This window comes from Variovorax paradoxus, assembly GCF_000834655.1.
Taxonomy (GTDB): Bacteria; Pseudomonadota; Gammaproteobacteria; order Burkholderiales; family Burkholderiaceae_C; genus Variovorax; species Variovorax paradoxus_F.
Map to the genome: position 1 here is coordinate 44219 of NZ_JXQQ01000021.1, position 16805 is coordinate 61023.

18 protein-coding genes are annotated in these 16805 nt (G+C 68.3%); 7 read left to right on the forward strand and 11 right to left on the reverse strand.

Annotation, left to right across the window (positions count from 1 at the left end; all coding sequences use genetic code 11):
* Nucleotides 1-116 precede the first annotated feature (116 nt).
* Nucleotides 117-1229, forward strand: a complete 1113-nt coding sequence (locus RT97_RS10280) for an ABC transporter substrate-binding protein (RefSeq protein WP_042578687.1) — start codon at nucleotides 117-119, stop codon at nucleotides 1227-1229.
* A gap of 176 nt (nucleotides 1230-1405) precedes the next feature.
* A complete protein-coding gene (locus RT97_RS10285; RefSeq protein WP_042578688.1) occupies nucleotides 1406-2518 on the forward strand; it encodes an ABC transporter substrate-binding protein in 1113 nt (370 codons plus the stop codon).
* A 28-nt stretch (nucleotides 2519-2546) separates the two neighbouring features.
* Here the strand turns inward: RT97_RS10285 and RT97_RS33415 are convergent, their stop codons facing one another.
* From RT97_RS33415 to RT97_RS10320, 8 genes are all read right to left on the reverse strand, one after another.
* Entirely contained in the window at nucleotides 2547-2693 is a 147-nt protein-coding gene (locus RT97_RS33415; protein WP_172672185.1) for a hypothetical protein, read from the reverse strand.
* Nucleotides 2694-2845: 152 nt separating this feature from the next.
* Nucleotides 2846-4540 (reverse strand): MFS transporter, encoded by a 1695-nt coding sequence (locus RT97_RS10290; RefSeq protein ID WP_042578689.1) that lies wholly within the window; start codon nucleotides 4538-4540, stop codon nucleotides 2846-2848.
* Between the two features lie 187 nt (nucleotides 4541-4727).
* Nucleotides 4728-5366 carry a 2-hydroxychromene-2-carboxylate isomerase gene (locus RT97_RS10295; RefSeq protein ID WP_042578690.1) on the reverse strand — a complete coding sequence of 213 codons (639 nt, stop codon included), beginning with the start codon at nucleotides 5364-5366 and terminating at the stop codon, nucleotides 4728-4730.
* The gene (locus RT97_RS10300) at nucleotides 5363-5629 is read right to left on the reverse strand and encodes a DUF1289 domain-containing protein (RefSeq protein WP_042578691.1); all 267 of its coding nucleotides are present in this window, start codon (nucleotides 5627-5629) and stop codon (nucleotides 5363-5365) included. Before RT97_RS10300 ends, RT97_RS10295 begins: the two co-directional genes overlap by 4 nt.
* Complete coding sequence (locus RT97_RS10305; RefSeq protein ID WP_042578692.1) at nucleotides 5626-6114, reverse strand: YbaK/EbsC family protein; 489 nt, start codon at nucleotides 6112-6114, stop codon at nucleotides 5626-5628. The genes RT97_RS10300 and RT97_RS10305 overlap by 4 nt, the downstream gene beginning before the upstream one ends.
* Before the next feature lie 39 nt (nucleotides 6115-6153).
* On the reverse strand, nucleotides 6154-6792 hold the full coding sequence (gene rhtB / locus RT97_RS10310; RefSeq protein ID WP_042578693.1) for a homoserine/homoserine lactone efflux protein: 639 nt from the start codon (nucleotides 6790-6792) through the stop codon (nucleotides 6154-6156).
* 25 nt (nucleotides 6793-6817) lie between these two features.
* Entirely contained in the window at nucleotides 6818-7738 is a 921-nt protein-coding gene (locus RT97_RS10315; RefSeq protein ID WP_042578694.1) for a hydroxymethylglutaryl-CoA lyase, read from the reverse strand.
* A gap of 135 nt (nucleotides 7739-7873) precedes the next feature.
* Nucleotides 7874-8779 (reverse strand): LysR substrate-binding domain-containing protein, encoded by a 906-nt coding sequence (locus RT97_RS10320; RefSeq protein WP_042578695.1) that lies wholly within the window; start codon nucleotides 8777-8779, stop codon nucleotides 7874-7876.
* A 124-nt stretch (nucleotides 8780-8903) separates the two neighbouring features.
* On the opposite strand from RT97_RS10320, the gene RT97_RS10325 reads away from it, so the two are divergent.
* The 5 genes from RT97_RS10325 to RT97_RS10345 all read left to right on the forward strand — a co-directional run bounded on the left by RT97_RS10325 (nucleotide 8904) and on the right by RT97_RS10345 (nucleotide 13891).
* Entirely contained in the window at nucleotides 8904-10055 is a 1152-nt protein-coding gene (locus tag RT97_RS10325) for a CaiB/BaiF CoA transferase family protein (protein ID WP_042578696.1), read from the forward strand.
* A 37-nt stretch (nucleotides 10056-10092) separates the two neighbouring features.
* Nucleotides 10093-10995: a dioxygenase gene (locus RT97_RS10330; RefSeq protein WP_042578697.1), complete on the forward strand. Its 903-nt coding sequence runs from the start codon at nucleotides 10093-10095 to the stop codon at nucleotides 10993-10995.
* Nucleotides 10996-11031: 36 nt separating this feature from the next.
* Nucleotides 11032-11838 carry a citryl-CoA lyase gene (locus RT97_RS10335; protein ID WP_042578698.1) on the forward strand — a complete coding sequence of 269 codons (807 nt, stop codon included), beginning with the start codon at nucleotides 11032-11034 and terminating at the stop codon, nucleotides 11836-11838.
* The gene (locus RT97_RS10340; RefSeq protein ID WP_042578699.1) at nucleotides 11835-12776 is read left to right on the forward strand and encodes a Bug family tripartite tricarboxylate transporter substrate binding protein; all 942 of its coding nucleotides are present in this window, start codon (nucleotides 11835-11837) and stop codon (nucleotides 12774-12776) included. The genes RT97_RS10335 and RT97_RS10340 overlap by 4 nt, the downstream gene beginning before the upstream one ends.
* 137 nt (nucleotides 12777-12913) lie before the next feature.
* Nucleotides 12914-13891: a Bug family tripartite tricarboxylate transporter substrate binding protein gene (locus RT97_RS10345; protein WP_042578700.1), complete on the forward strand. Its 978-nt coding sequence runs from the start codon at nucleotides 12914-12916 to the stop codon at nucleotides 13889-13891.
* A 133-nt stretch (nucleotides 13892-14024) separates the two neighbouring features.
* On the opposite strand, the gene RT97_RS10350 is transcribed toward RT97_RS10345, so the two are convergent.
* The 3 genes from RT97_RS10350 to RT97_RS10360 are packed head-to-tail and all read right to left on the reverse strand — an operon-like array spanning nucleotide 14025 to nucleotide 16720.
* Complete coding sequence (locus RT97_RS10350; protein WP_042578701.1) at nucleotides 14025-14321, reverse strand: acylphosphatase; 297 nt, start codon at nucleotides 14319-14321, stop codon at nucleotides 14025-14027.
* Between the two features lie 9 nt (nucleotides 14322-14330).
* Nucleotides 14331-15500 carry an acyl-CoA dehydrogenase family protein gene (locus RT97_RS10355; protein WP_042578702.1) on the reverse strand — a complete coding sequence of 390 codons (1170 nt, stop codon included), beginning with the start codon at nucleotides 15498-15500 and terminating at the stop codon, nucleotides 14331-14333.
* Complete coding sequence (locus tag RT97_RS10360; RefSeq protein WP_042578703.1) at nucleotides 15497-16720, reverse strand: CaiB/BaiF CoA transferase family protein; 1224 nt, start codon at nucleotides 16718-16720, stop codon at nucleotides 15497-15499. The genes RT97_RS10355 and RT97_RS10360 overlap by 4 nt, the downstream gene beginning before the upstream one ends.
* Nucleotides 16721-16805: the final 85 nt, after the last annotated feature.

Genomic DNA, 16805 nt, shown 5'->3' on the forward strand with positions numbered 1-16805 from the left:
GCGTCACATGGTCTGCGCCCACGCAGGGGTTTGTCCGGATTCAGGCGAAGACACTTTTGATAACAAATACCACATTTGTTTTCAACTTCCCCGCAAGCATCCCTCGAAAGGCTTCCATGACGAAGACCCGCACGCTTTGTGCCGCCGCCCTGCTGGCGCTCACGGCGATGGGCGCCTCCGCCCAGATCCTCATCGGCCAGACCGCCGGCATGACAGGCTCGGTGGCCGCGAGCGTCAACGAGACCATCGGCGGCGCCCAGCTGGTGATCGACGCGGCCAACGCCCAGGGCGGCATCCACGGCGAGAAGATCGAGGTGGTCCGCATGGACGACGCCTTCGACGTGAAGCGCGCCGGGGAAAACGCCCGCGTGCTGATCGAGGACAAGAAGGTGGTGGCGCTCTTCATGAGCCGCGGCACGCCGCACTCGCAGGCCATCATCCCGTGGCTCGACAAGAACGAGGTGGCGCTGATCGGCCCTTCCACCGGCGCGATGGTGCTGCACAAGCCGCTGCAAAAGCACGTGTTCAACGTGCGCGCCACCTACCAGCGCGAGGCCGAGAAGGCGGTGCAGCACCTGCTGACCATCGGCCTCACGCGCATCGCCGTGGTGTACGTGACCGATTCGTTCGGCAAGGACGCGCTCGAAGGCGCGATGACCGGCTTCACCAAGGGCAAGGCCACGCCGACGGTGACCGTTCCGGCCGATCGCGACAAGCCCGATTACGCGGCGATCGTGCCGGCCATCAAGGATGCCAACGCGCAGGCGGTGCTGTGGATCGGCTCGGGCATCGCGGTGGTCGACGGCATCAAGGCGCTGCGCGCCTCGGGTTCGGCGGCGCAGGTGGTCACGCTGTCGAACAACGCGTCCTCGGGGTTCATCAAGCAACTGGGCGATGCGAGCCGCGGCGTGATCGTGACGCAGGTGTTTCCCAGCGAGCGCTCGCTCGGCCAGCCGATGGTGAAAGAGGCGCTCACGCTCGCCAAGGCGAAGGGGCAGGCGGAGCTCTCGCCCGCCGCGCTCGAGGGCTTCGCTTCGGCGAAGGTGCTGGTGGAAGCGCTGCGCCGCGCGGGGCCGAGGCCCACGCGCGCCAAGGTGCTGGCCGCGCTCGAAAGCATTCGCAGCTACGACCTGGGCGGCGGGCTCGAGGTGAGCTACACGCCGCAGGACCACAGCGGCATCGACTTCGCGGACCTGGCGATCATCAGCGACGGGCGCTTCAAGCGCTGACGCTCCGCCCTCCTTCCCCCTTCAGCGGCCCGCCGGCTCCCCGGCGGGCCGTCGCTTTTTGGGGTCTGCAAACAATGGTTTGACAGGGTTTGCACGAGCAAACTTATGTCACCAACAGCAACACATTACACATCTTCTGACAGAGGCAAGCCCGCCTCGTGGAAAGGCTTTGTTCGATGAAAACGATGTTTGCGTCCTGCGCCGTTGCGCTCCTGCTGGCAGCGGCCGCCCCCGGGGCCTCGGCCCAGATCCTGATCGGCCAGTCGGCCGACCTTTCGGGCCCGGTGGCCGCCAGCGTGAAGGAAACGATCCTGGGCTCGCAACTGGTGATCGACCAGGTCAACGCGCAGGGCGGCATCAACGGCGAGCAGGTTGAGGTGATCCGGCTGGACGACGGCCTGGACGCCAAGCGCTCGCTGGAAAACACCCGCATCCTGATCGAGGACAAGAAGGTCGTCGCGCTGCTGCTGAACCGCGGCACGCCCAACACGATCGCGGTGATCCCGCTGCTCGACAAGTACGGCGTGGCGCTCGTCGGGCCTTCCACCGGCGCGATGGTGCTGCACAAGCCGCTGCAGAAGAACGTCTTCAACGTGCGCTCTACCTACCAGCGCGAGGCCGAAAAGGCCGTGCAGCACCTGAACACCACCGGCATCCAGCGCATCGCCGTGGTCCAGGCGGACGATTCCTTCGGCAAGGACGCGATGGAAGGTGCGGCCAAGGGCTTCGAGAAGGCGAACATCAAGCCCGCGGCGCTGGTGCTGGCCGACCGCAGCAAGCCCGACTTCGCGAGCATCGTGCCGCAACTGGTCAAGGCCAACGCGCAGGCGGTGCTGTGGATCGGCTCGGGCACCTCGGTGACCGACGGCGTGAAGGCGCTGCGGGCCGCGGGTTCGGCGGCGCAGATCATCACGCTGTCGAACAACGCGGCCTCGGGTTTCATCAAGGAACTGGGCACGGCGAGCGCGGGCGTGATCATCACGCAGGTGCTTCCGTACGAGCGCTCGTTCGGCCACCCGCTGATCAAGGAAGCCATGGCGCTGGCCAAGGCCAAGGGCCAGAACGAGCTGTCGCCCGCGCTGCTCGAAGGCTTCGTCGCCACCAAGGTGCTGGTGGAGGCGCTGCGCCGCACGGGCCCCAAGCCCACGCGCGCGAAGCTCATCGCCACGCTCAACACCTTCCAGTACGACGTGGGCGGCGGCGTCGACGTGAACTACTCGCCGACGGATCACACGGGCATCGACTACGTCGACCTGTCGATCGTCAGCGAAGGCCGCTTCAAGCGGTAGCCGCCCCCCCGCCGCGCTGCTGCCTCTTCTACTTGGGAGCGGCGGCGGGCGCGGGCTCGTGCGTGGTGTCCCCGCCATGCTTCTCGCCCGACATGTCGACCTTGTCACCGGCCTTCGAGATCACGTACAGGGCAATGGCGGCAAAGATGACGAAGCCGACGGCGATTTTCCACATGGGTGCTGTCTCCTGGAGAGGGTGGTGATGGTGAAGATGAGGGGTTCAAGAAAAGGGCCTCATGCCGTCGGATGGCATGAAGCCCCTTTGTTGAACGGAGGGCCGCTCCCGCAGCCCTCCTCTCGCACACGCGACGTGTGCGATGCGTTCGATCAGTCGTTCGCGTAGATGTCCACGTCCTTCGTCTCGCGGATGAAGATCGTGCCAATCACCAGCGTGATGCCCGCGATGATGATCGGGTACCAGAGGCCGTTGTACATGTTGCCGGTGGAGGCCACGATCGCGAAGGCGGTGGTCGGCAGGAGGCCGCCGAACCAGCCGTTGCCGATGTGATACGGCAGGCTCATCGAGGTGTAGCGGATGCGCGTGGGGAACAGTTCGACCAGCATCGCTGCGATCGGGCCGTACACCATCGTCACCAGCAGCACCAGCCAGAACAGCAGCACGATGGTCAGCACCTTGTTGATCTTGGCGGGATCGGCCTTCGCCGGGTAGCCCGCGATCTTCAGGTCTTCGGCCACGCCCTTCTTGAAGGCGGCGATTTCCTTGGCGGAGTTCTCGTCGAACTTGGAGTTCACCACGTTGCCGACGGGCGCCTCGACCGTCTTGTCGCCGATCTTCACGACGGCCTTCGAGCCCGGCGCGCCGGCCACGTTTTCATAGCTCACCGAGTTCTGCACGAGGTAGCGCTTGGCGATGTCGCACGAGCTCTTGAAGTCGATCTCGCGGGCCACCGGGTTGCCCTGGAAGGAGCAGGTCGCCGGGTCGGCCGTCACCGTGACGCCGGCCGTGGCCTGCGCGCGGGCCAGGTCCGGGTTGGCGGCTTCGGTCAGCATCTTGAACACGGGGAAGTAGGTGACCACGGCCAGCAGGCAGCCGGCCATGATGATGGGCTTGCGGCCGATCTTGTCCGACAGCGTGCCGAAGACCACGAAGAACGGCGTGCCCAGCAGCAGCGCGGCGGCGATCATCAGGTTGGCCGTGGTCGCATCGACCTTCAGCTGTGCCGTGAGGAAGAAGAGCGCATAGAACTGGCCCGAGTACCAGACCACCGCCTGGCCGGCAGTGAGGCCGACCAGCGCCAGGATCACGATCTTCAGGTTCTTCCACTCACCGAACGATTCGGCCAGCGGTGCCTTGGAGGTCTTGCCCTCGGCCTTCATCTTCTGGAAGGCGGGCGATTCGCTCAGCGAGAGACGAATCCACACCGAGATGCCCAGGAGCAGGATCGACACCAGGAACGGAATGCGCCAGCCCCAGTCGTTGAACGCCGCTTCGCCCATGAACTCGCGCACGCCCAGGATCACCAGCAGGCTCAGGAACAGGCCCAGCGTTGCCGTGGTCTGGATCCACGAGGTGTACGCACCGCGCTTGCCGTGCGGCGAGTGCTCGGCCACGTAGGTGGCGGCACCGCCGTACTCGCCGCCGAGGGCCAGGCCCTGCAGCATGCGCAGCGCGATCAGGATCACCGGCGCCGCGACGCCGATGGTCGCGTAGCTGGGCAGCAGGCCGACGATGAACGTCGACAGGCCCATGATCAGGATCGTCACGAGGAAGGTGTACTTGCGCCCGATCATGTCGCCCAGCCGGCCGAACACGATGGCGCCGAACGGACGCACCAGGAAACCGGCAGCGAACGCCAGCAGCGCGAAGATGAAGGCGGCGCCCGCATCCAGGCCGCTGAAGAACTGCTTGGCGATGATCGCGGCGAGCGAACCGTAGAGGTAGAAGTCGTACCACTCGAACACGGTGCCGAGCGAGGAGGCGAAGATGACTTTCTTCTCCTCCGAGGACATGGGCCGGGGGGCCGGATGCGGCACTCCCCGTGAATCTAGTGTGGCGGCCATTGCGTCGTCTCCTGTGTGTTTGCGTTCATGCGGCGCCCGATATCCGGGGCCGTGAGGCATTCTTGGAGGCGTGACTGACCCGAGACTTGCGCGAAACTGAACCGATGCTTACGGATTAGGGTGAAACCCGCGGTGCGCGTTTCAGCTTGTAAGAAATCGAAACCCTGCTCGGGTTTGTCCTCAGGTCCTATTTGCTCCGCAGCAAGGAGGGGCGCTGGTCCGCCGAGGCCCATTGCGGGCCGTCGAACCACGCGTCGCCCGACAGGTACGAACGCAGCATCGCGAGGCCGTCGAAGCCCCAGAAGAGACGCCCGTCGACCACGTAGGCCGGCGTTCCGAACACGCCGAGCGCGAGCGCTTCGTCGGTGTTGCGCTTCAGGAGCGCCTTGCTCTCGTCGCTGCCCGCTTCGCGCTTCGGACCCAGTTGCGCGGTGAGCGCCGCGAGCCGCGCCGCATCGCCGGCTTCCTCGCCGCCGCGCCACACGTTGCGCAGGATGGTCTCGGCCACGAGGCGGCTGATGCTGCCGTCGTCGCTCGTCGACACCGCGAGCCGCAGGTGCGGCAGCGGGTTGTAGGGGTGCGAGGCCGGCATCTCGATCTGGATGCCGTTGGCATGACCGAGCCACAGCACATGGCGGTAGGTCCAGCTGCGTTTTGACGGAATCTCGGCCGGCCCGAGCTGGCCGTGTTGCTTGAGCAGCGCGCCGAGCAGAACCGGCTTGTAGGCCACGCTGTAGCTCAGCCCTTCGAGCGCCTCCGGCAGGTGCTCGAACGCGAGGTGCGCGTAGGGCGAGATGAAGTCGAGATAGAAGTCGATGTGCTTCATGCGTCGTGGTCTCCGGAGGTTTCCGGGACGCGCCAGATGCCGGCCCGGGCCCGCAACTCTATCGCGCGCCACACGCCGCGCCGCGCGTCGTCTTCCATCTTGCTCCAGCCCGCGATCTCGGGAATGGTGCGCAGGCACCCCTCGCAGAAGCCGCTCAGGCGGTCCATGCGGCAGACCGAGGTGCAGGGCGAAGGCACGTCTTCGGGCAGGTCGCGCACGGCCACCGCGCGTGCGGCCAGGGTCTGGGCTTCGGCGAAGTTCAAACCACGTCCGTCACCGGCGCGCCGGTGAGCGTTTCGAGGTCCTGCGGCCGGAGCTGGAACACCGCATGCGGATGGCCCGCCGCGGCCCAGATCTCCTCGAAGCGGAACAACTCGCGGTCGATCAGCACCACCGGCTTGGTCGCATGCCCCACCGGCGACACGCCGCCGATGGTGAAGCCGGTGCGCGCCTTCACGAACTCGGCATCGGCGCGGCCGGTCTTGCCGACGAGCGCATCGACCTTCTTCTCGTCCACGCGCTTGTCGCCCGAGGTGATGACCAGCACCGCGGCATCGTCGCTCTTGCGGCGAAAGATGATGCTCTTGGCAATCTGGCCGACCGCGATGCCGAGCGCATCGGCCGCCTGTTGCGCGGTGCGGCAGGCGTCGTCGAGCATGCGCGGGGAATGGGGATGGCCGGCGTCCTGCAGCACGCGGGAGACGCGCTGGACGCCTTCGGGAAGGGAATGGAGTTCAGAGCCGCACATGGGTTGGAATCTGCAAGAAGACCGCGCGAAAGTGCGCCCTCAGGCGCTGCGCTTGAACATGAAAAGGAACGCGCCCATCGCCATCAGCACGCCGCCGAACACGCGGTTCTGCGCGCGCCGCGCGCGCACCGAGCGCAGCGCGCCCTGCAGCCGCGCGGCCAGCCAGGCGTAACCGTGCATCACGGTCACGTCGACCATCACCGTCGTGGCCAGCAGCACCAGCAGCTGAAGCCACAACGGCCGCGTCGGCTGGATGAACTGCGGCAGCACGGCCGCCATGAAGACGATGCCCTTGGGATTGGTCACGTTGGTGAGGAAGCCGCGCAACACGCGCTGCCGCGCCGTGAGGTCGGGCTCGCCGGCCGACTGCCCGGCGTCGCCCGCGACCTTCGCCACCGGCGCGCGCCACTGGCGCCAGCCCAGCCACAGCAGGTAGCACGCGCCGACCACCTTGATCACCGTGAACGCGGTGGCCGAGGCGGTGAGCACCGCACCCACGCCGAGCCCCGCCACGAGCAGGATCACGGCCAGCCCCAGTTGCAGGCCGACGATGGTCGCCGTCGTGCGCCGCACGCCGTAGCTCAGGCCGTGGCTCATGCTGAGCACCGCGCCCGAACCGGGCGAAACCGCGATGACGCAACTGGCCACCAGAAATGCAAGCCAGACATGCAGGTCCACGAAAACTCCTGTGCGTGCGTGTGTTTCAGCCGGCCCGCTTGGTGCGGATGGCCTTCGATGCGCGCGAGTTCGGCTCGCGCCCCAGCGCCTGGCTGATGTAGACGCCCGCGTCGATCAGCTTGTCCAGGTCGATGCCGGTCTCGATGCCCATGCCGTGCAGCATGTAGACCACGTCTTCGGTGGCGACATTGCCCGTCGCGCCCTTGGCGTAGGGGCAGCCGCCCAGGCCTGCCGAGGACGACTGGAAATTCCACACACCCATCTCGAGCGCCGCCAGCGTGTTGACCAGCGCCTGCCCGTAGGTGTCGTGAAAGTGGCCGGAAATGGCGTCGACATCGAAGTGCGCGAGCGTGGCCTCCATCGCCGCCTGCACCTTGCGCGGCGTGCCCACGCCGATGGTGTCGGCCACGTCCACGCGCTGCACGCCGATGCCCTTCATCAGCTGCGCGAGGTAGCCGACCTTGGCCGGGGCGATCTCGCCTTCATAGGGGCAACCGACCGTGCACGACATCGCGCCCCGCACACGAATGCCCTTTTCGAGCGCCGCCGCCACCACGGGTGCGAAGCGCTCGATGCTTTCGGCGATCGAGCAGTTGATGTTCTTCTGGCTGAAGGCCTCGCTCGCGGCGCCGAACACCACGATCTCGTCGGGCCACTCCTCGCGCGGCGCGGCGATGGCTGCCTCGAAGCCCTTCATGTTGGGCGTGAGCACCGAATAGAGAACGCCCGCCTTGCGCGTGATGCCGTGCATCACCTGGGCGTTGTCCGCCATCTGCGGCACCCACTTGGGCGAGACGAAGCTGGTGACCTCGATTTCCTTGAGCCCGGCGTCCTGCAGGCGGTGCACGAGTCCGATCTTGACCTCGGCCGAGACCGGCTGCTTTTCGTTCTGCAGGCCGTCGCGCGGGCCGACGTCGACGAGCTTGACGCGGGTGGGGAGTTTCATGGGATGTCTCTTGTGTCGCGGAGGATGAAAAAGCCGTCTTCGATTGTCCGACACATGGGAAGGCCCTGCCCGGTACACAAGTCGCGGAAGGTTGCAATGCCCGCCAGAGCGGTTGCAAATGGTGCCAGCGCTGGCTCAGGCGTCCGCGCGCTCCAGCATGCTCGTGCGGAACGCCACCTTGCGCACGATGGCTGCGAAAGCGCGCGTGGGCGCCGACTCGCGCGCCTTGGGCGACCACAGCATGCCCGGGGTGCGCACCGGTGTCGGGCTTTCCAGCCGCACCGTGGCCAGGCCCGAATGCGGCTGCACGGCGTTGGCAGACACGATGGCCGCGAGCTGCGTCTTCGCGACGAGCCCCATGATCGGCGCCAGCGTGTTGATCTCGGCCACCACCTGCGGCTCCGCGCCGCAGGAGCGGAAGCACTCGTCGAGCATCTGCCGCGTCGCGAAGCTCGCGGGCAGCATCACCATCGGCATTCGGTGCAGCTCCACCATGCGCACGCGCTTGCGGCGCGCGAGCGGATGGTCGCCCGCCACCACCAGCACCATCTCCTCGTTGTAGAGCGGCTCGAACTGCAGCGTCCCGGGCACGCCCGGCCGGTAGGCGATGCCCAGGTCGAGCGTGCCCTCCTGCAGGCGCTCGGCAATCAGGTCGGCCGCGAGCTCGTCGACCATCACGCGCACCCGCGGATAGCGCTTCTGGAAGCCCGCGATGCAGTCCGGAATGAAGCCCAAGTTGAAGGTGTGGGTCGAGCCGATGCGCAGTTCGCCGGCCGCCGCCTGCGGGTCGTCGCGCAGTGCGCCCAGGCCCCGGTCGATCTCCTGCAGCGCGCGCGTGGCGTGATGCAGGAATGCCTCGCCGGCCTCGGTCAGCGCCACGCGCTTGCCGATGCGGTCGAAAAGCAGCGTGCCCAGCTCTTCTTCGAGCTGCTTGATCTGGTGCGACAGCGTCGACTGCGTCACATGCAGCCGCTCGGCCGCGCGGGTGAAGTTGAGCGAGCCCGCCAGCGCGCTGAAGTAGCGCAGGTGACGCAATTCCATAGAGATCCCCGGTCCGTCGAATGATCGATGCCATCGATGGTATCCATGCAAAACCATCATTGTTAAAAATCGTCGCGCCTGCATAGAGTTCGCACCCAGCCACGAACACACAGGAGACAACGCGGTGCACAAAGTCCTCAGCGGCATCAAGGTGCTGGAGCAAGGCACGTTCATCACCGGGCCGGCGGCGGGCATGTTCCTCGCCGACCTGGGCGCCGAGGTGGTGAAGGTCGAGCAGCCCGGCAGCGGCGATCCGTTCCGCTCGTTCCGCGGCGGCCTCTACAGCCCGCACTTCCAGACCTACAACCGCAACAAGCGCAGCATCACGCTCAACCCCAAGCTGCCGGAGGACGCGGCGGTGTTCGACGAACTGGTGAAGGAGTCGGACGTCTACATCCAGAACTTCCGCCCCGGCGCGGCCGAGCGGCTGGGCGCAGGCGAGGCGCGGCTGCGCGCGCTCAACCCGCGGCTGGTGTACTGCGCCATCAGCGGCTTCGGCCAGACCGGCCCGGCCGCCAACCGCCCCGCCTACGACACGGTGGCCCAGGCGGCCAGCGCCTTCCTCAAGCTCCTGGTGAACCCGGCCAACCCGCGCGTGGTGGGACCGGCCGTGGCCGACGCCATGACCGGCTTCTATGCGGCCTACGGCGTGATGGGCGCACTGGTGGAGCGCGGGCGCACCGGCCAGGGCCGCAAGGTCGAGGTGTCGATGCTCGAGGCCATGTGCCATTTCAACCTCGATGCCTTCACGCACTACTTTTCCGAGAACGAGATCATGGGTCCGTTCAGCCGGCCGAGCGTCTCGCAGTCGTACGTGCTGGAGTGCGCCGACGGCCTGTGGATCGCGCTGCACATGTCCTCGCCCGAGAAGTTCTGGCAGGGCCTGGCCAATGCGATCGAGCGACCCGACCTGTTCCAGGACCCGCGCTTCGCGACGCGCGAAGGCCGCATCGCGCACCAGAACGACATGATCGCGCTGCTCGACGGCCTGTTCCGCGCGCGCACCCGCGCCGACTGGTGCGCGCGGCTGGAGTCCGAGGACGTGCCCCACGCCCCCATGTACGACACCCGCGAAGCGATGCAGGACCCGCAGGCCCGCCACCTGCAGCTGGAAGTGAGCGCGCCGCACCCCGAAGGCGGCGAGTGGCGGACCATCCGCTCGCCGGTGAGCTTCGACGGCGAACGGCCGCTCGAGGTCACCGCGCCGCCATTGCTGGGCGCCGACAACGACGCCATCGTCGAACCAATACGGCAACGCTTGAGGCCGGCCGCCTGACACCACGCCATTGCAAAAGAAAAAGGAGACAAGCCCCATGACCCCCTCGAACGAGAACGAACTCACCCAGGCCGCGCTGCAGCGCCTGGAGGGCGCCACCGACCCGCGCTTCGCACAGGTGATGCGCTCGCTCATCACCCACCTGCACGCCTTCATCCGCGAGGTCGACCTGCAGCCCGACGAATGGATGGCCGGCATCGAATTCCTCACCGCCGTGGGCAAGGCCTGCGACGACAAGCGCCAGGAGTTCATCCTGCTGTCGGACACGCTCGGCGCTTCGATGATGGTGGTGATGCTCGACCAGCTGCGCGCCGCCGCCCGCGCAGGCCAGGCCGGCAAGACGCTGCAGGCGACCGAGACCACCGAGGCCACGGTGCAGGGCCCCTACTACTGGGACGGCGCTCCCGACCTGCCACTGGGCGCCGACATCGCGCCCGGCGTGCGCGGCGAACCTGCCTTCTACAGCGGCCGCGTCACCGACACCCGCGGCCAGCCGCTCGCGAACGCGCTGCTCGACATCTGGTCGGGCGACGGCGAGGGCGTGTACGACATGCAGGTCGATGGCGCGGGCATGGCGGCGCGCGCGCGCATCCGCACCGACGCCGAAGGCCGCTACTGGTTCTGGTCGATCAAGCCCTCGTACTACCCGGTGCCGGTCGACGGCCCGGTGGGCCGCATGCTCGACGGCATGGGCCGCCACCCCAACCGGCCCGGCCACATCCACATGAAGGTGGTGGCCGAGGGCCACGTGCCGGTGACCACGCATCTCTTCGTGGCGGGCAGCCCCTACATCGACTCGGACGCGGTGTTCGGCGTGCGGCCCAGCCTCGTCGTCGATTTCGAATCGCACCCGCCGGGCCAGGCGCCCGACGGCCGCGCGATCGAGCGGCCGTACTGGTCGGCGCACTACGACTTCCATCTCCAACCCGAGGCCGCCTGAGCCTCGATCCACCCCCGATCCACTGCATACGCCCTCATGAAAATCGGCAAATCCACTGTCCCGCGCACCGCCATCTGCACCTCGGACGAACACACCATCGTCGTTCGCGGCCAGGACCTGTGCCGCGACCTGATCGGCAAGCTCTCGTTCGCCGACTACTTCTTCCTGCTGCTCACCGGCAAGCAGCCCGACGCGGCCTGCAGCACGGTGCTCAACGCCACGCTGGTGGCCATCGCCGAGCACGGCCTCGTGCCCAGCGTGCAGGCCAGCCGCATGACCTTCGCCGCTGCGCCCGACGCGCTGCAGGGCGCGGTCGCCGCGGGCATCCTGGGCTGCGGCTCGGTGATCCTCGGCGCGTCCGAAACCGCGGGGCGCCTGTTCGCCGACGTGGCGGCGCGCGTCGATGCGGGCGAAGCGCTCGACGACGTGGCCGCCGCGACGATCCGCGCGCTGAAGGAAGGCCGCCAGGCCATTCCCGGCTACGGCCATCCGCTGCACAAGGCCAACGACCCGCGCGTGGACCGGCTCATCGAAGTGGCCGCCGAAGCCGGCGCCGACATGCGCTACGTGCGCATCGCGCAGGCACTGGAGCGCGCGATCCCCGGCATCGTCGGCCGCGAGCTGCGCATGAACGTCTCGGCCGCCATTCCAGCCGTGCTGCTGGGCGTGGGCTTTCCGGTGGCGTCGCTGCGCGGCGTGCCGATCCTCGCGCGCACCGCGGGGCTCATCGCGCACCTGGCTGAAGAGGCCGAGACGCCGAGCGGCTTCGCCCTCTCCTATCAGGCCACGCGCGAACTGCAGTACGACGGCCAGGTGCCCGCGGGCTTCGGGAGCGCCGCATGAAGCGCCGCCTCTTGCTCGCGAGCACGCTGCTGGCCGCGGGCGCCGCGCTCGCACAAGGTTCGCCGCGCCCGCTGAAGATCGTGGTGCCCTTCGGCGCCGGCACGTCCACCGACATCGTCGGCCGCATCCTGGCCGATGCGCTGGGCCGACAGCTCGGCGTGGCCGCGATCGTGGAGAACAAGCCCGGCGCAGGCGGCTCGATCGGCAGCGAGCAGGTCGCGCGCGCCAGCGACGGCCAGACGCTGTTGATGGGCACGGTCGGCACGCATGCGATCAACCCCTCGCTCTACAAGCGGCTGTCCTACCAGCCGCTGCGCGACTTCGTGCCGCTGGGCTTCGCGGGCGCCACGCCCACGCTGCTGGTGGTGCCTGCCAACTCTCCGTGGAAGAGCGTGGCCGACCTGGGCGCAGCGACCGGCAACGTGAACTTCGCCTCGGCCGGCAACGGCACCTCGGGCCACCTCGCGGGCGAGCTGCTCAACGTGCGCCTCGCGAAGAACTTCATGCACGTGCCCTACCGCGACGGCGCGCAGGCCCTGACCGAGCTGATGGCCGGCAACGTGCAGTTCATGTTCTATCACCCGGCCGCGGTGATGCCGCAGGTGCGCGCGGGCAAGCTGCGCGCGCTCGGCGCCTCGGGCGCGAAGCGCAGCGCGGCCGCACCCGATGTGCCCACGCTGATGGAACAGGGCGTGAAGGACTTCGACCTCGTCGCGTGGTTCATGTTGTATGCGCCCAGCAGCATGCCCGCCGCGCAGCGCGACCGGCTGCGCGAGGCCACGCGCCAGGTGCTGGCCCAGCCCGAGGTGCGCGAGAAGCTCGCGCAGCAGGGCATCGAACACGCCGAGATGAACACCGAGCAACTCGACGCCTTCGCCCGCGCGGAGATCGCCAAGTGGGGCGAGGCCGTGCGCCGCTCGGGCGCGCAGATCGACTGAAGGACACGCACCGCGCGAGCCCGCAAGCGCGAAGGAGCCCAGGCCCTCGACGGATCATGAGGGCGGAAGAGAAAGAGCAAAGGCCGCAGAGCCGATTCATGCAAACAAGCGGGCACGACCCGCGACAGGAGACATTCATGCGTTCGACATTCAAATGGCTGGCCGGTCCCCTCGTCGGCCTCTTCCTCGGCCTCGCGTGCAGCTTCGCCTTCGCGCAGGGCGCGGCCTGGCCGAGCAAGCCGATCCGCATCGTGGTGGGCTTCGCGCCCGGCACGCCGCCGGACATCTTCGCGCGGCTCTACGGCGAGTACATGGCGCGCCAGCTCGGCGTGCCGGTGGTGATCGACAACAAGCCGGGCACCGCCGGCAACCTCGCTTCCGACGCGGTGGCGAAGGCGCCGCCCGACGGCTACACCTACCTCTACAACCTGTCGACGGCGTTCACGATCAACCCGTACATCTATGCCAAGCTGCCGTTCGATCCGCAGAAGGACCTGGTGCCGGTCGCCACCACGATGCGGCAGGGGCTGGTGCTGATCGCGAGCCCGAAATTCCCGGCGAAGTCGGTCAAGGAACTGCTGGCCGCGGCGAAGGCGAAGCCGGGCACGATCTCGCACGCCTCCTACGGCGCGGGAAGCCCGTCGCACCTGATCGTGGAATGGCTGAAAGACGAAACCGGCACCGAGATGCTGCACGTGCCCTACCGCGCGAGCCCCGTGGCCGACGTGGTGGGCGGGCAGGTCGACACGGTGATGGAGCCGATCGCCACGGGCTACCAGCTCATCAGCAGCGGCCGCGTGCAGGCGCTCGCGTATTCCGGCGCCAGCCGCCACCCCGCGATGCCCGACGTGCCCACGCTCTCCGAAGTGGTGCCCGGCCTCGTGATGACCTCGTGGCACGGCCTCTGGGCACCGGCCGCGACGCCGGTCGCGATACAGCAGCGCTTCAACGCCGTGATGATCGAGGCCAGCAAGGACCCCGAACTCGCCAAGCGCATCCGCGACCTGAACAGCGAGCCGCTCGGGCTCACGCAGGCCGAGATGGCCGCGGCGGTGCGGCGCGATGCGGAGATCTACAGCCGCATCGTGAAGGCGAAGAACATCCGGGTGGATTGAAGCGCCCCTGTCGTAGGTGGGCAGAACCGTTCGGGCTGAGCCTGTCGAAGCCTTGCGCGACGCTTTGACAAGCCCGGCGCGGACGGTTGGAGATGGAAGACGGATCGGCCTGAACCGGCGCGACGACCAAGGCCTATGCGGTCTCGCGCTGCGCAAAACCGTCGGGCAGGTCGTCCATGGCCGCGGCATCGTTCACATCGACCGCATCCACGCGCGCACCTGCCGGCCCCTGGCCCGCCCAGCGGACCAGCGCCTCGACCGCATCGACGTCTCCGGCCGCGAGCGCCTCCACGCTGCCGTCGCGCCGGTTGCGCACCCAGCCGCGCACGCCCAGGCGCTCGGCGGCCTGCACCATCGACCAGCGGTAGCCCACGCCCTGCACGAGGCCTCGGACGAAGAGATGGCGGGTGACGACGGCGTTGGCGTTCATGAACAGAGGTCAATACGACTTGGGCAACCCCAGCGCCTTCTCGGCGATGAAGTTCAGGATCATCTGCGGGCTCACCGGCGCGATGCGCGGGATGTAGCTCTCGCGCAGCAGGCGCTCGACATGGTATTCCTTCGCATAGCCCATGCCGCCGAGCGTGAGGATGGCGTTCTGGCAGGCGTCGTGCGCCGCCTCGGCCGCGAGGTACTTGGCGGCGTTGGCCTCGATGCCGCAGGGCTCGCTCGCGTCGTACAGCGTGGCGGCCTTGAGCATCATCAGGTCGGCCGCCTCCAGGTTGGCCCAGGCCCGCGCGAGCGGATGCGCCACGCCCTGGTTCTGGCCGATGGGCCGGCCGAAGACCACGCGCTCCTGTGCGTACTGCGAGGCGATGCGCAGCGAGGCACGGCCGATGCCGATGGCCTCGGCCGCGATCAGGATGCGCTCGGGGTTCAGGCCGTGCAGGATGTATTCGAACCCGCGTCCTTCCTCGCCGATGCGGTCTTCTTCCGGCACCTCGAGACCGTCGATGAAGAGCATGTTGGAGTCGACCGCCGCGCGCCCGAGCTTGTGGATCTCGCGCACCTCGACCTTGCTGCGGTCCAGCGCCGTGTAGAAGAGCGTCAGGCCCTGCGTCGGTTTCTTCACCTGGTCGATGGGCGTGGTGCGCGTGAGGATCAGCATGCGGTCGGCCACCTGCGCGGTCGAGATCCAGATCTTGCGGCCGTGCAGCAGGTAGCTGCCGTCCGGCTGGCGCACCGCCTGCGTCTTGAGGCTGGCGGTGTCGAGCCCCGCGTCGGGCTCGGTCACGGCGAAGCAGGCCTTCTGGGTGCCGGCGATCAATGGCGGCAGGAAGCGCTGGCGCTGCGCCTCGGTGCCGAACACCACCACCGGGTTGAGCCCGAAGATGTTCATGTGCACCGACGACGCGCCCGACATGCCCGCGCCCGACGCGCTGATGGCGCGCATCATCAGCGCCGCCTCGGTGATGCCCAGCCCCGCGCCGCCCTGTGCCTCGGGCATCGCGATCCCGAGCCAGCCGCTCTGCGCGACGGCGCGGTGGAATTCGTGCGGGAACGCGGCGCGCTCGTCGTGGTCGCGCCAGTACTCGATGGGGAAGTCCTCGCAGAGGCGCTCGATGGCCGCGACGAGCGAGCGCTGGTCTTCGTTCAGGGAGAAATTCATTCGCTGTCTTTCGCAGGTTCCGGTTGCAGGGTGACGCCGCGCGCAAGCATGCGTTCGATGGCCGCGTCCGCGTAGCCCGCTTCGCGCAGCAGCTCCACGCTCTGCTCCCCGATGCGCGGCGCGGGGCGGCGGATCGACGCGGGCGTGGCGCTGTAGCGCCCGACCGGCGCGAGCGTGCGGATGCGGCCTTCGCTCGGGTGATCGAACTCGGGGAAGAAGCCGACGGCACGCAGGTGCGGGTCGTCGAGCAGGCTCTCGGTGCTGTGCAGGCGCGCGACCGGGATGTCGGCCGCTTCCAGCGCGGCCATCCATTCGTCGCTGCCGCGCGTGGCCATCACCTCGGCGACGAACGCGTAGACCGCGCCGATGTTCGCGGCGCGCGCGGTGTGCGAGCCGAACATCGGCGAGGCACGCAGCTCGGGCCGGCCGATCACGTCGAAGAAGGCCTGCCAGTGCTTGTCGTTGTAGATCAGCACGCTGAGATAACCGTCGGCCGTCGCATAGGGCTTGCGGTGCGGCGCGAGCAGGCGGGCATAGCCGGTGGGCCCGAGCGGCGGCTCGAAGCTGTGGCCGCCGAGGTGGTCGCCCATCACGAACTGCGAGAGCGCTTCGAACATCGGCACCTCGACCGCCTGGCCCTTGCCGGTGCGCTGTGCGTTCAGCACCGCGGCGAGCAGCGCGATGGCGGCCTGCAGCCCCACGGCGCGGTCGGCCAGCGTGACGGGCGCGTAGCGCGGCGCATCGCCGCTCTGCTGCGCGAAGAGCGAGGCGACGCCGGCCGCGCCCTGGATCAGGTCGTCGTAGGCGGGCTTGCCGGCATACGGGCCTTCTTCGCCGTAGCCGAAGGCGCCGAGGTAGACGATCTTCGGATTGACGGCCGCCACCGCTTCGTAGCCGAGCCCGAGCCGCGCCATCGCCTGCGGGCGCGTGTTGTAGATGAGCGCGTCGCAACCCGCCGCGAGCCGCAGGCACGCCTCGCGGCCTTCGGGCTGCTTCAGGTCGAGCACGATGGAGCGCTTGTTGCGGTTCAGGTGCATCGCCATCGCACCCATGCCCGCATGGCGCATCGGGCCGACCGCGCGCAGGTTGTCGCCCGACGGCGGCTCGACCTTGACGATGTTGGCGCCGAGGTCGCCGAGCGTCTGCGTGGCGTAGGGTCCCATCACCACGGCCGTGAGGTCGAGGATGCGGATGCCTTCGAGGGGTCCGGTGGTGTTCATGTCTTCGCGTTGGTATTGGCTCCTTCCTCCTCTGGGGGAAGGCCGGGATGGGGGCAGGCAGGGCGCCCGATGGATGCGCCGCTTG

Excerpts from the sequence above, each read along its gene's own strand:
- RT97_RS10335 (WP_042578698.1), top strand. The coding sequence starts at position 11,032 with ATGAAAATCGGCAAATCCACTGTCCCGCGCACCGCCATCTGCACCTCG.
- RT97_RS10360 (WP_042578703.1), bottom strand. The coding sequence starts at position 16,720 with ATGAACACCACCGGACCCCTCGAAGGCATCCGCATCCTCGACCTCACG.
- RT97_RS10330 (WP_042578697.1), top strand. The coding sequence starts at position 10,093 with ATGACCCCCTCGAACGAGAACGAACTCACCCAGGCCGCGCTGCAGCGC.
- RT97_RS10350 (WP_042578701.1), bottom strand. The coding sequence starts at position 14,321 with ATGAACGCCAACGCCGTCGTCACCCGCCATCTCTTCGTCCGAGGCCTC.
- RT97_RS10285 (WP_042578688.1), top strand. The coding sequence starts at position 1,406 with ATGAAAACGATGTTTGCGTCCTGCGCCGTTGCGCTCCTGCTGGCAGCG.
- RT97_RS10290 (WP_042578689.1), bottom strand. The coding sequence starts at position 4,540 with ATGGCCGCCACACTAGATTCACGGGGAGTGCCGCATCCGGCCCCCCGG.
- RT97_RS10305 (WP_042578692.1), bottom strand. The coding sequence starts at position 6,114 with ATGTGCGGCTCTGAACTCCATTCCCTTCCCGAAGGCGTCCAGCGCGTC.
- RT97_RS10280 (WP_042578687.1), top strand. The coding sequence starts at position 117 with ATGACGAAGACCCGCACGCTTTGTGCCGCCGCCCTGCTGGCGCTCACG.
- RT97_RS10340 (WP_042578699.1), top strand. The coding sequence starts at position 11,835 with ATGAAGCGCCGCCTCTTGCTCGCGAGCACGCTGCTGGCCGCGGGCGCC.
- RT97_RS10320 (WP_042578695.1), bottom strand. The coding sequence starts at position 8,779 with ATGGAATTGCGTCACCTGCGCTACTTCAGCGCGCTGGCGGGCTCGCTC.
- RT97_RS10295 (WP_042578690.1), bottom strand. The coding sequence starts at position 5,366 with ATGAAGCACATCGACTTCTATCTCGACTTCATCTCGCCCTACGCGCAC.
- RT97_RS10355 (WP_042578702.1), bottom strand. The coding sequence starts at position 15,500 with ATGAATTTCTCCCTGAACGAAGACCAGCGCTCGCTCGTCGCGGCCATC.
- RT97_RS33415 (WP_172672185.1), bottom strand. The coding sequence starts at position 2,693 with ATGTGGAAAATCGCCGTCGGCTTCGTCATCTTTGCCGCCATTGCCCTG.
- RT97_RS10315 (WP_042578694.1), bottom strand. The coding sequence starts at position 7,738 with ATGAAACTCCCCACCCGCGTCAAGCTCGTCGACGTCGGCCCGCGCGAC.
- RT97_RS10345 (WP_042578700.1), top strand. The coding sequence starts at position 12,914 with ATGCGTTCGACATTCAAATGGCTGGCCGGTCCCCTCGTCGGCCTCTTC.